This window comes from Janthinobacterium glycogeni (genome assembly GCF_051380725.1).
Taxonomy (GTDB): Bacteria; Pseudomonadota; Gammaproteobacteria; order Burkholderiales; family Burkholderiaceae_D; genus Janthinobacterium.
In genome coordinates this window covers 1,006,366-1,018,820 of sequence record NZ_JBNYXP010000001.1, presented here as the reverse complement: position 1 = coordinate 1,018,820, position 12,455 = coordinate 1,006,366, and the positions used below count along the sequence as shown (strand labels likewise).

Sequence of the window (12,455 nt, the reverse complement as noted above, 5' to 3'; positions counted from 1 at the left end):
CGGTTGCCGCCCGCCGTTTATTCCAGCGCTGGCGGATTATTTTTTGGATGCAGGCTGGCCCACAGGTGGGCGGCCGCCATGGTGCGGTGCGGCGCATACTGGCGCAGCCATTGTTCCGTGCGCGCCATGTCCGGTTTTACCTCTTCGCCGAGCAGCTTTTGCAGGGCGGCGCGGATGGCCACGTCGCCATGCAGCGAGCAGTCGGCGTAACCATAGCCGCGCAGCAGCGCGTAATTGACGGTCCACGGGCCGATGCCTTTCACGGCCAGCAGCGCCTGCGAGATGGCCGCCACGTCGCCGGAGGGCGGCAGCTCCAGCGACAGTTCCCCGTCATGGACGAGACGCGCCAGGCGCAGCACGGTTTCGGCCTTGGCGCGCGAGAATTTTCGGTCCGTCAAATCCTCGACGGAGAGCCGCGCCACGTCGCGCGCCTCCGGGTAGCACCAAAGACCGCTGGCGTGCCGGCGCCCCGCCTGCAGAATAAAAGTGCGGCGCAGGGAAATGGCGAACGGCAGGTTGATCTGCTGCCCGATGATGGCCCAGGTCAGCGCCTCGAACGGGCTGGCCGATTGCACGATGCGCAAGCCCGGGTTGAGCCGGATCAAGGGCGCCAGCAGCGGATCGGCGGCGGCCAGCTGCGCGAAGGGCTGCGGGTCGATGCGCAGGCCGAGGATGTTGCGCACGGCGCCGTGCAGGAGTGTTTCAAGGTCGGCATCGCCATCGATGTCTGCCTGGCAGATGGCGGCATCCGGCGTGAAGGCCACGTCCAGCACGACAGGCACGCCGTGCGCCAGGATGCCCTTGCGCAGGCCTGTCGGCGTGACCTGTTCCGCCACGGCTTCCCCGTCGCGGCTGTGAAAGGCGATGACATCGTCGCGGCGGTAGCCGGCGGGCAGGGGGAGGGTCCAGTGCAGCAGGGTCATGGTGGCTAAAAATCAGGAACGGTATCAGTGGAACGATGCGGGCGCACCGCGTTTCTTGCTTTGTGCCTTAGCGGGCGCAGAGGTCGGTGCCGGGCGGGCTCAGGGCCGCCGCGTGCTGGATCTGCAACGCGTCGGGCACGCCATTTTTCACGGCCGTCAGTTCGGCCAGGATGGAAATGGCGATTTCGGCCGGCGTCTTGCTGCCGATGTACAGCCCGATGGGGCCGTGCAGGCGCGCAAGCTGTTCCGCGCTGACGTCGAACTGCAGCAGCCGCTCGCGCCGCTTGGCGTTATTCGCGCGCGAGCCGATGGCGCCCACGTAGAACGCAGGGGATTTCAATGCTTCCATCAGGGCCAGGTCATCGAGCTTGGGGTCGTGCGTGAGGGCGACGACGGCGCTGCGGCTGTCGAGCTTTAATTCCAGCACGAGGTCGTCCGGCATGGCGTGCAGCAGGGGCACGCCGGCCACGTTCCAGCCGCCGCGGTATTCCTCGCGCGGGTCGCAGACGATGACGTGGTAATCCATGGCCATGGCGATCTGCGCCACGAAGCGCGACAGCTGGCTGGCACCGATGATCAGCAGGCGCCAGCGCGGGCCGTGCTGCGTGGTGAGTACCGCGTCTTCCAGGGCCAGCACGGCGCCCGGCGTGGCGCGCTGCAGGGTGACGGCGCCGCTGCGCAGGTCGAGCCTGCGCTCGACCAGTTCATGCGCTTCCAGGCGCGCCAGCAGTTCGTCCACGCGGCTGCCCGCATGCAGCGGTTCGATGGCCAGTTCGATGGTGCCGCCGCAGGGCAGGCCGAAGCGGTGCGCTTCGTCGGCGCTGATGCCGTAGCTGACGATTTCCGGCAAGGTGCGCACGATGCCGTGCACGCGCACGGTGTCGATCAAGTCATCCTCGATGCAGCCGCCGGAGACGGAGCCGACCACCGTGCCGTCGTCGCAGATGGCCAGGGTGGCGCCTACGGGACGGGGGCTGGAACCCCAGGTCTTGATGACGGTGACGAGTTCGCAGCGGCGACCGGCGGCGAGCCAGGCGGCGCTGGTTTTCAGAACTTCAAGGTCGATGCTGTCCATGGCGCGCGCGAGTGACATGCCGCATGTTCGCGGCAAAGTATGGAAAAGTATTCAAGATTGTGGATATACTACCTGTTCCACCACCCTGCGGAGAATTTTCATGTCAAATGAAGTCAAGACGCAAGAAGAGGGTATTCCCAAGTTCGGCAAGCTGCTCATTGTTCTGTTTTTAGCCGTGGTGTTCTGCGGCGCCCTGACCTGGATCATGGGCACCTACTTCCCCAACTTCCCGGGGGCCTGAGCAAATCCTGTTTGATCAGGATGAAGAACGTCTGACAGAACCGTAGCGAGCGGCAGCGATTTGTGGCCGAGAAGCGCAACTGTGCTTGGCACGGGGCCGCCGAGGCAGTGAGCATCGCAGACCGCAAAGCGCGACGCGCAGTAGGTTATGGTAGGCGTTCTAAGGCTTGATCGGCTTCTTCGCCGCCTGCTTGGCGCGCACGTCGGTGACGGCGCGGTTGACGGCCGCTATGCGCGAGTTGGTACCCGGGTGCAGGGCCGTGTAGCCGTTGGCGACCGTGGCCGGCACTTGCGTGGCCAGGCGCTGCCAGAAGCGGGCCGCGTTATCGACATTGTAGCCGGCGCGTGCCAGCAGGTAGATGGCCAGGGTGTCGGCTTGCACGTCGAGTTCCTGTGGCATGGCCTTGATGCCGGCGGCGCCCGTCAGCATCGACACGTCGGGCTGCACGGCGCCCAGGCTGTCGATGATGCTGCCTGCCGTGCCTGCCGTGCGCTGGCTGCGCGCGTGGTCGAGGATGTTGTGCGCCATTTCGCGGGCGATCACGAAGGCGATGCCTTCATCGTTTTGCGCCGCATTGATCATGCCGCGCGTGAGCATGATGCGCGAACCGTCCGAATAGGCGTTGATATTGTCCGCATTGCCCAGGGCGACGCGGAAGGCGCAGGCGCGCGTGACGGGAATTTTCAGGTCTTGCTGCTGGCCGTCGCGGGCGATGGTCATGTTCAGGCTCGCGCTTTTCGAGGCCAGCGGGCCGACGATGGCGCCGAACGGGCCTTCCGCTTTCGGGCCGGCCGGCAGCGGCTTGCCTTCAGCGGCCAGCAAGCCGTCGCCCTTGCGCAAGCCGGCGCGCGCGGCGCCGCTGCCCGGCAAGACGCTCGACACCTGCATCTGTTCGCCATAGCCGAGGGCCGCCTGGGCCGCATCGGCATAGATGCCAGGGTAGGAATACTTGTTCTGCGCCGTGAAGCCCAGCAGGTTGCGCGCATACGTCTTGCACAGGTCCGCATTGTTGATCAGCAGGGGCGCCGAGACTTTCGACAGGCGGTCCTGCAGCGCCACCATCTTCACCAGTTCTTCCTGCGCCGCCCTTTGCTGCGCCGTCGGCGCGGGCGCATCGGGCGCCGGCACGACGTTGAACGGGCCGCTGACCTGCGTCGTTGGCGTGGTGCAGGCCGAGAGAAGGGCAACGCAAGCCACCAGCAGTGGCGAGGCCAGATGGCGCAGCGAAGTTGGGGCTGGGATCAGATGGCGGAAACCTGGCATAAGACAATCCTTCTTGTAACTCCTGACAAAACCTACTGCGCGGCGCGGGTCGCGGCCTCCGATGCTCACTGTGCATTCGCACAGCTCCGCTTCTCAGCCACAACTCACATCCGCTCGCTACGGTTTGTCAGTCGCTGTTAATGTTTGCCGGTGCTGCCGAAACCGCCAACACCGCGTTCACTGTCGCCGAATTCCTCGACGACGTTAAAGCCCACTTGCAGCACCGGCACGATAATCAGTTGCGCCAGGCGTTCCATGGGATTGAGCGTGAAAGCGCTCTGGCCCCGGTTCCAGGTCGATACCATCAGCTGGCCCTGGTAATCGGAGTCGATCAAGCCTACCAGATTCCCCAGGACGATGCCGTTTTTGTGGCCCATGCCGCTGCGCGGCAGGATCATGGCCGCATACGACGGGTCGCCGATGTGGATGGCCAGGCCGGTGGGAATGAGCACGGTCTGGCCGGCTTCGATGGTGATCGGCTCCTCGATGCAGGCGCGCAGGTCCAGGCCGGCGCTGCCCGGGGTGGCGTAGGCCGGCAGCAGGTCTTGCATGCGGGCGTCGAGGATCTTGATGTCGATATTTTTCATTAAAGCTTTACATTAAGACTGATAAAAAGGTTTCTGGAATGCCTAATAAACCGTAGCGAGCGGCAGTGAGTTGTGGCCGAGAAGCGCAACTGTACGAAGGTACAGTGAGCATCACAGGCCGCAAATCACGACGCGCAGTAGGTTTTTAGGCATTCTTATTTGAGCAGCGAATTTTTGGCCAGGCGCTTCGAGATTTCCGAAATCAGCTGGCGTGCCAGGTTCAGTTTCGAGGCGCGCGGCAGCACGGTATGGCCTTCCTCGTCGAACAGGATGATGGTGTTGTCGTCCTGGCCAAACGTGTTCTGGCCGATATTGCCGACCAGGAGGGGAATGCCTTTTTTCTCGCGCTTGACCGAGCCGAATTCCACGAGGTTTTCCGATTCGGCGGCAAAGCCGACACAGTACGGATAGCCGGCCAGGTTGGTGCGCACCGCCACGGTGGCCAGGATGTCGGGATTTTGCACGAACTGCAATTCGGGCACGGAACCATCGGCCTGCTTTTTCATCTTCTGGTCGCTGGCGTTGGCCACGCGCCAGTCGGCCACGGCGGCCACGGCGACGAAGACATGCTGGCCGTCGACGTGGGCCAGCACTGCATCATGCATCTGCTGCGCGCTTTGCACATCGATGCGGCGCACGCCGAATGGCGCGTCCAGGGCCGTGGGACCGGAAATGAGCAGCACCTCGGCGCCCGCTTCGCGCGCCGCGCGCGCCACCGCATAGCCCATCTTGCCCGAGGACAGATTGGTGATGCCGCGCACGGGATCGATGGCTTCAAACGTGGGGCCGGCCGTGACCAGCACGCGCTTGCCCGCCAGGACTTTAGGCTGGAAAGCGGCGATCAGCTCCGTCAAGAGCTGTTCCGGCTCCAGCATGCGGCCCAGGCCAACTTCGCCGCACGCCTGTTCGCCGGCGGCCGGGCCGAACAGGGTGATACCGTCATCGCGCAGCTGCTGCACATTGCGCTGCGTGGCGGGGTTCTGCCACATTTCCACGTTCATGGCCGGCGCCACCAGCAGGGGCAGGTGGGAGGGGCGGGCCAGGCACAGGGTCGACAACAGGTCGTCGCAGACGCCATGGGCGAGCTTGCGCAGAAAATCGGCCGAGCACGGCGCGATCAGGATGGCGTCCGCATGGCGCGTCAAATCGATATGCGCCATGTTGTTGGCGATGCGCGCATCCCACTGGCTCGTGTGCACGGGGTGGCCGGACAGCGCCTGCATGGTCACGGCCGTGATGAAGTGGCTGGCCGCATCCGTCATCACCACCTGCACCGAGGCGCCGGCCTTTGTCAGCGCGCGGCACAGTTCCGCCGCCTTGTAGCAGGCGACGCCGCCCGAAAGTCCCAGGACGATTTTTTTGCCGGACAATTCCATGCCGTTCTCCCGCGTGTTTATTTGTTTACACGGCGCAGTTCATCGATGATGAACAGGGCCGCGCCGATGCAGATGGCGCTGTCGGCGATATTGAAAGCGGGAAAATGGCCCCAGCTTTTCCAGTGGAAGTCGAGGAAATCGACCACGTGGCCGTACACCAGGCGGTCGATGGCGTTGCCCAGCGCGCCGCCGAGGATCAGCGCCAGTGCCCAGCAGAACATGCGCTGGCCGGCGTGCTTTTTCAGCAGATAAATGATGTAGATGGCGGCCGCCAGGGCGATGCCGGTGAAGAAATAGCGCTGCCAGCCGCCCTGGTCGGACAGGAAGCTGAACGCGGCGCCCTTGTTATACGCGAGCACCAGGTTGAAATACGAGGTGATGACCATCTCTTGCGCGTAGCGGAAGGTCTTCAGGATCGTGATCTTGGTGATCTGGTCGAACAGGATGACGATGGCGGCGATGCCCAGCCAGGGCACGAGCGACGCTGAGGAGGACGATTTCGATGAAAAACGGTTTTTAGTGGCCATATTTTTCCAGGGAAGATAAAGCCGCCGCCTGGCAGCAGGCGGCGGTTGGAAGCGGTGCGGGAACCTGTCCCGCACCGTTTTTATGCGAAGCGGCGTTTCTCGCCCGCACCAAACAGATTGCTGACGCAGCGGCCGCACAGGGTAGCATGCGCGGCGTCCGTACCCACGTCCGCACGGTAGTGCCAGCAGCGCTCGCACTTCGGCGCCGTCGACGCGGCCACGACCACTTCCTCGGCCGCTTCGTCGGCCACTTCGGCCACCGTTGCCTGCGAGGTGATGAAAACGAACTTCAGGTCGTCGCCCAGGGTCGTCAACAGCTTGTACTTCATCGGCGCGGCCTTGATCGTCAGTTCCGCCTGCAGCGAGGAGCCGATGGCGCCCGAGGTGCGCAAGTCTTCCAGCTGTTTCGTCACGTCCGTGCGCACGGCGCGCAGGGCCGTGTACTTCTCCAGCAGGTCGGCGGCGTCCGCCACTTGCGGCAGCTGCCACCAGGTTTGCGTGAAGATGGTTTCATCGCTGGCGGCATACGCTTCCGCGCCGGCGAAGACGGCCCACGCTTCCTCGGCCGTGAACGACAGGGCCGGGGCCATCAGGCGCAGCAGGCTTTGCGTGATGTGCCACAGTGCCGTCTGCGCCGAACGACGCGCGTGCGACGTCAAGCCGGAGGTGTACAAACGGTCCTTCAGGATGTCCAGGTAGAAGCCGCCCAGGTCTTCCGAGCAGTAGGTCTGCAGCTTCGACACCACCGGGTGGAACTCGTAGCGCGCGTAGTTGTTCTCGATCTGCTGCTGCAGCGAGGCCATGTTGGCCAGCGCATAGCGGTCGATTTCAAACATCTCGGCGACCGGCACGGCGTCCGTGGCCGGATTGAAGTCCGAGGTGTTCGCCAGCAGGAAGCGCAGGGTGTTGCGGATGCGGCGGTACGATTCCGTCACGCGTTTGAGGATCTCGTCGGAGATCGACAGCTCGCCCGTGTAGTCGGTCGAGGCGATCCACAGGCGCAGGATGTCCGCGCCCAGGGTGTCCGAGATCTTTTGCGGCGCCAGGGTGTTCCCCAGCGATTTCGACATCTTCTTGCCTTCGCCATCGACCGTGAAGCCGTGCGTCAGCAGGGCTTTATATGGCGGACGGCCGTTCAGCATCGACGAGACGAGCAGCGAGGAGTGGAACCAGCCGCGATGCTGATCCGAACCTTCCAGGTACAGATCGGCCGGGAATTGCAGCTGCGTCGAGTGCGAACCGTGCGCTTGCGGGCCGCCCAGCACCGTCTGGTGCGTGGCGCCGGAATCGAACCACACGTCCAGGGTATCCTTGTTCTTGGCGTAGATGGCCGCTTCGTCGCCGATCAGGTCTTTCAGGTCCAGCGCCTGCCATGCCTCGATGCCGCCTTTTTCGATCAGCTTGGCCACCTGCTCCAGCAGTTCCGGCGTGCGCGGATGCAGGTCGCCCGTTTCCTTGTGCACGATGAAGGCCATCGGCACGCCCCACTGGCGCTGGCGCGACAGGGTCCAGTCGGGACGGTTGGCGATCATGCCGTGCAGGCGCGCCTGGCCCCAGTCCGGGAAGAACTCGGTGTCGGCGATGCCTTTCAACGCGGTTTCGCGCAGGGTCGCGCCGCCGTCTTTCGGCGTCACGTCCATGCCGGCGAACCACTGCGAGGTGGCGCGGTAGATGATCGGCGTCTTGTGGCGCCAGCAGTGCATGTAGCTGTGGTCGAACATCTTGACTTCGAACAGCGCGCCCGCTTCGCGCAAGGCGTTGCAGATCGGCTTCGATGCTTCCCAGATGGTCATGCCGCCGAACAGGGGCAGGGTCGAGGCGAACTTGCCGTCGCCCATGACGGGTTTGATGATGTCGTCGTCCTTCATGCCGTGCGCCTTGCACGAGATAAAGTCGTCCAGGCCGTAGGCCGGCGCCGAGTGCACCACGCCCGTGCCGCTTTCCGTGGTCACGTATTCGGCCAGGTACAAGGGCGACAGACGGTCGTAGAACGCATCGCTGGCATGCAGCGGATGGCGGAAGCTGATGCCGGCCAGGGCCGCGCCGTCGCAGGTGGCAATCGTCGTGCCTTCGAGCTTGAAGCGCGCCAGGCTGGCCACCACCAGGTCTTGCGCCAGGATCAGCAGCAGCGGCTGGCCATCGCGCTCGGTCTTCACCAGCGCATATTTCACTTCCGGGTGCACGTTCAGCGCCTGGTTCGACGGGATGGTCCACGGCGTGGTGGTCCAGATGACGATGAAACCGTTATCGGTCGGCAGGGAAGGCAGGCCGAAGGCGGCCGCCAGTTTTTCCGGCTCGGCGAACTTGAAGCCGACGTCGATGGCGGGATCGCGTTTTTCCGCGTATTCCACTTCCGCCTCGGCCAGGGCCGACTGGCAGTCGAAGCACCAGTTGACGGGCTTCAGGCCGCGGTAGACATAGCCTTTTTCCAGCAGTTTGCCCAGCGCGCGCAATTCGTCCGCTTCATTGCCGTGCGCCATCGTCAGGTAAGGGTTGTCCCACTCGCCCAGCACGCCCAGGCGGATGAAGTCCTTCTTCTGGCGCTCGACCTGCACGTTGGCGTAGGCGCGCGCCTTTTCCAGCACTTCGGCCGTGGGCAGGTTCTTGCCGTGCAGTTTTTCGATCTGGATCTCGATCGGCATGCCGTGGCAATCCCAGCCCGGCACATACGGCGCGTCGAAGCCGGCCAGCGAGCGCGACTTGACGACCATGTCCTTCAGGATCTTGTTGACGGCGTGGCCCAGGTGGATGTCGCCATTCGCATACGGCGGGCCGTCATGCAGGATGAATTTCGGACGGCCGGCGGCAGCCTTGCGCACGCGCTCGTAGATTTTCTTGTCTTGCCATTGCTGCACCCATTGCGGCTCGCGCTTGGCCATGTCGCCGCGCATCGGGAACGGGGTTTCCGTCATGTTGACCGGGTATTTGCTTTCAGGCTTCTTGTTCTGCTTGGGCGTGGCTGGCTTGTTTTGATCGGACATAATCTTCTTTAATGATATTGAATGGTTTGCGGCGGCAGGTGCCGCCAGGCGACGGAGTTGGCCGGCGTCAAATTCGGTCGGTAGCGGTAATGGCGCCGCTGCGCTGCTCGAAGTAGGCGCGCGCCTGGTTCGAGTCGTGCTCGATGGCGGCCGTCAGGGTGGGCAAGTCGTCGTACTTTTCTTCGTCGCGCAGCTTTTCCAAAAACTCCACGCGTACCAGCTTGCCGTAGCAGGACTGGGCGAAATCAAACAGATGCACTTCCAGCAAGACGCGGCCGCTGTCGTCGACGGTGGGGCGCACGCCCAGGCTGGCCACAGCGGGCAGCGGCTGCGGCCCCAGGCCGTGCACTTGCACGATGAAGACGCCGGACAGGGCGGGGCGGTGCGCCACGCGCAGGTTCAGGGTGGGGAAACCGAGGGTGCGGCCCAGTTTCTGGCCGTGGATCACATGGCCGGATATGGCGTACGGATGGCCCAGCAACTGCGTGGCCAGCGGGAAATCGCCGGCGGCCAGGGCCAGGCGCACGGCGGACGAGGAGATGCGCGTGCTGCCATTCATCACCGTCGGTAAGGTTTCTACGTGGAAACCATATTGACGGCCCGCTTCCTGCAGCATGGCGACGTCGCCGGCGCGCCGGGCGCCATAACAAAAGTCGTCGCCGACCATCAGCCATTTCACGTGCAAGCCGTCGACGAGGACTTTTTCCGTGAATTCCTGCGGCGTCAAGGCGGCGAACTGGGCGCTGAAGTGCTCGACGACGACGCGGTCGATGCCGGCGTCGTCCAGCGACTGCAGCTTGTCGCGCAGGTTGGCGATGCGCTGCGGGGCTTTCGACAGGTCGCCCGCGCGCTGGGCGAAGAATTCGCGCGGGTGCGGTTCGAACGTCATCACGGCCGCTTCGATGCCGAGTTCAGTGGCAGCTTCGCGCACGCGCGCCAGCAAGGCCTGATGGCCGATGTGGACACCGTCAAAATTGCCGATGGTCAGAGCGCAAGGCGCTCGTGCCTGGGCATTGGGAAGTCCGCGGAATACCTTCATAGGAATCTGATGAAAAACTGTGCCAAAAGGGGGATTATACGGACTGTTTCAGGGATGCACACCCGGCAGGGCGGCCGCAGGGGCAATTTCCCTGCTGAAATGATAAAAAGCGTTGCCGGCGGGTGTGCTGGCAACGCTTTTTGGTGGCACTCGACTAGCTGCCCGACGATATCCTGCGGATGTCGTCTTATTTGTTCATCAATGCCCAGTAGCGGGCCAGGTCTGCTGCGCCATCCGTGCCCTTGACCGCTTTGAGTGCCGTCGTTGCATTGGCTTTCTTGCCGGCGTGGATGTAGGCGATGCCCAGATGCAGCTTGGCTTCTTCCGGATACTTGGCGGTGCCCATCTTCACGGCGTCATTCATCAGGCCCAGGCCTTTTTCTGCCTGGCCGTCATAGACCAGGGCGAAGCCCAGCTTGCTCAAGCTGTCGGCGTCCTTGTTCTTGACGTATTCCGCTTCCGATTTGGCGGCGTTGGCTTTCAGGTCAGCCTGGGTTTTCAGGGCAAGGTCTTTCAGACGCTGGTGACGGGCGGCATCGGCGCCGGTGCCCAGCACGCCTTTTTTGTAGCCCTGCTCGATGATGCTCAGCGCTTCGCCAGGATTGCCTGCTTGCAAGGCCAGCTGGCTGATTTCCATGTATTCGGACGGCTTGGTGAACAGGCCGTTGGCCAGGCGCAGGCGCTGGACGTCCAGGCCCAGGCGCTGAGAGAAGCCAGGTTTGCCGGAAACGCGGTTCAGCAGGTCGGCCCAGTAGCTGGTTTTCGGATAGCTCGATGCCAGTTTTTCCAGGGTGGACACATAGCCCGCCTTGTCGTTCTGTTTCAACTGGATGTTGGCCAGCATTTGCAGGCTCGCTTCCGAGTTGCCGCCGCGCGATTGCAGTTCTTTCGCCGCTTCGGCGTAGTTGCCACTGACGTAGTAGGTCTGGATCAGCAGTTCGCGCATCTGTGGATCTTCGCGGTCTTTCAGCGAACGTTTGATCCAGGTGATGGTGTTCGGCCAGTCCTTGGCGCGGTAGTACATGCCGGCCAGCGCTTGCGTGAATTTGGGGGCTTCGGCGGCGCTCAGGCGGCCGGAATTGATGACGGCTTCAAACGCCTTGATGGCGGTGCCGTTGTCGCCGGCGGCGGCAGCGGCCGAGGCGCGCACGCGCTCGATCTGGTAGCTTTCAAAGGCGGTCTTGCCGCCGACGCTGTCAGCTTCGCGCAGCTTGGCCAGCGCTTCCTTGTTTTTGCCGCTGCTAGCGAGTTTTTGCGCTTCTTGCAGTGGCTTGCCCACTTCGGCACGCACGGTGTCCGCGGCGTATGCCAGCGAGCCCAGGCCGATTACGGGAGTTGCTGCGGTAAAACCGATAGCGGCCATGACGAGGCCGAGATGAGCGAGACGAAACTTGGACATAAGAAAGTCTTTCAGTAAAAAGCGAATAGGCAGGAAGTCCTGCCTATTCGGATGTAAAGAGAACCTGATTGCTGCAGCTTACTGGAATTGCTCGTTGCCGACCAGACCGATTTTGGTCACGCCCAGACGCTGCGCCGACGCCATCACACCGGCGACGACTTTGTATTCCACCAGCTTGTTCGGACGCAGATGCACTTCCGGCTGGTCTGCTTGCGCAGCAACGTTGCTCAGCTTGGCTTCCAGCGAAGCGCGGTCAGGAACGACCTGATTGTCCCACAAGATCGTACCGTCAAAATCGACATCGATCGTGACGACCACTGGTTCGGTTGTCGGTGGCGGCGGGGTGCCGACCGGCATGTTCAAGTTCACCGAGTGGTTTTGCTTAGGAATCGTGATGATCAACATGATAATCAGCACCAGCATCACGTCGATGAGGGGCGTCATGTTCAGTTCCATCATTGGTTCCGGATCCGCGCCTGGAGCGCTTCCCGAACCGACATTCATACTCATAGTGTTTCCTTTAAGAAGTCCAACGAAGCACCGGGCGAAACTGCCGCCCGGTCAGCTTCCGGCAGTGGCGTCCCCTTGTTGCCGGGACGCCGCCGCCAGTCGCTATCAGCCCTTGTCAGGTGGTTCGGTGATGAAGCCGACCTTCTGGATCCCGGCACGTTGGGTCGTGTAAATAACCCGGCCGATCGATTCGTAGCGTGTTTCTTGGTCGCCACGAACGTGTACTTCCGGCTGCGGTACTTTCACTGCTTCAACTTTCAGATAATCGAACAGCTCGCTCGTATCTTTCAGTTTCTTCTGGCCCAGATAAATCTCGCCATCCTTGTTGACAACGATGTTGACGTTTTCTGGCTTGCTTTGAAGGGCTTGGTTGGCCTCGATCGGCAGATCGATTTTCTGCAATTTGAGGACAACCGGACTGGTGATCAAGAAAATGATCAGCAAAACCAACATGATGTCGACGAGCGGCGTCGTGTTGATTTCTGACATTACTTGATCTTCATCTCCGCTGTCGGAGCCGACGGACATCGACAT

General features: G+C 62.8%; 12 protein-coding genes. 1 reads left to right on the top strand and 11 read right to left on the bottom strand.

Annotated elements, in window-relative coordinates; genetic code table 11:
• Nucleotides 1-17: 17 nt before the first annotated feature.
• Entirely contained in the window at nucleotides 18-923 is a 906-nt protein-coding gene (locus tag ACQ4W4_RS04680; RefSeq protein WP_436540960.1) for a DNA-3-methyladenine glycosylase family protein, read from the bottom strand.
• A 67-nt stretch (nucleotides 924-990) separates the two neighbouring features.
• Nucleotides 991-1,998 (bottom strand): XdhC family protein, encoded by a 1,008-nt coding sequence (locus ACQ4W4_RS04675; protein WP_436541121.1) that lies wholly within the window; start codon nucleotides 1,996-1,998, stop codon nucleotides 991-993.
• A gap of 100 nt (nucleotides 1,999-2,098) precedes the next feature.
• On the opposite strand from ACQ4W4_RS04675, the gene ACQ4W4_RS04670 reads away from it, so the two are divergent.
• The gene (locus tag ACQ4W4_RS04670; protein ID WP_162835767.1) at nucleotides 2,099-2,239 is read left to right on the top strand and encodes a hypothetical protein; all 141 of its coding nucleotides are present in this window, start codon (nucleotides 2,099-2,101) and stop codon (nucleotides 2,237-2,239) included.
• 159 nt (nucleotides 2,240-2,398) lie between these two features.
• Here ACQ4W4_RS04670 and ACQ4W4_RS04665 read toward each other — a convergent pair whose 3' ends face one another.
• The 9 genes from ACQ4W4_RS04665 to ACQ4W4_RS04625 form a co-directional block, all read right to left on the bottom strand.
• Nucleotides 2,399-3,502: a M48 family metalloprotease gene (locus ACQ4W4_RS04665; RefSeq protein WP_436540959.1), complete on the bottom strand. Its 1,104-nt coding sequence runs from the start codon at nucleotides 3,500-3,502 to the stop codon at nucleotides 2,399-2,401.
• Nucleotides 3,503-3,639: 137 nt separating this feature from the next.
• Entirely contained in the window at nucleotides 3,640-4,089 is a 450-nt protein-coding gene (gene dut / locus ACQ4W4_RS04660; RefSeq protein ID WP_436540958.1) for a dUTP diphosphatase, read from the bottom strand.
• A gap of 155 nt (nucleotides 4,090-4,244) precedes the next feature.
• Nucleotides 4,245-5,465: a bifunctional phosphopantothenoylcysteine decarboxylase/phosphopantothenate--cysteine ligase CoaBC gene (coaBC, locus tag ACQ4W4_RS04655; RefSeq protein ID WP_436540957.1), complete on the bottom strand. Its 1,221-nt coding sequence runs from the start codon at nucleotides 5,463-5,465 to the stop codon at nucleotides 4,245-4,247.
• 17 nt (nucleotides 5,466-5,482) lie between these two features.
• Nucleotides 5,483-5,992: a signal peptidase II gene (gene lspA, locus ACQ4W4_RS04650; protein WP_070224538.1), complete on the bottom strand. Its 510-nt coding sequence runs from the start codon at nucleotides 5,990-5,992 to the stop codon at nucleotides 5,483-5,485.
• A gap of 80 nt (nucleotides 5,993-6,072) precedes the next feature.
• Nucleotides 6,073-8,973: an isoleucine--tRNA ligase gene (ileS, locus tag ACQ4W4_RS04645; protein WP_436540956.1), complete on the bottom strand. Its 2,901-nt coding sequence runs from the start codon at nucleotides 8,971-8,973 to the stop codon at nucleotides 6,073-6,075.
• A gap of 67 nt (nucleotides 8,974-9,040) precedes the next feature.
• Entirely contained in the window at nucleotides 9,041-10,012 is a 972-nt protein-coding gene (locus tag ACQ4W4_RS04640) for a bifunctional riboflavin kinase/FAD synthetase (protein WP_436540955.1), read from the bottom strand.
• Between the two features lie 187 nt (nucleotides 10,013-10,199).
• Nucleotides 10,200-11,411: a tetratricopeptide repeat protein gene (locus ACQ4W4_RS04635; protein ID WP_436540954.1), complete on the bottom strand. Its 1,212-nt coding sequence runs from the start codon at nucleotides 11,409-11,411 to the stop codon at nucleotides 10,200-10,202.
• 78 nt (nucleotides 11,412-11,489) lie between these two features.
• Complete coding sequence (locus tag ACQ4W4_RS04630) at nucleotides 11,490-11,921, bottom strand: ExbD/TolR family protein (protein WP_176741207.1); 432 nt, start codon at nucleotides 11,919-11,921, stop codon at nucleotides 11,490-11,492.
• A 105-nt stretch (nucleotides 11,922-12,026) separates the two neighbouring features.
• A complete protein-coding gene (locus tag ACQ4W4_RS04625) occupies nucleotides 12,027-12,455 on the bottom strand; it encodes an ExbD/TolR family protein (protein WP_034754165.1) in 429 nt (142 codons plus the stop codon).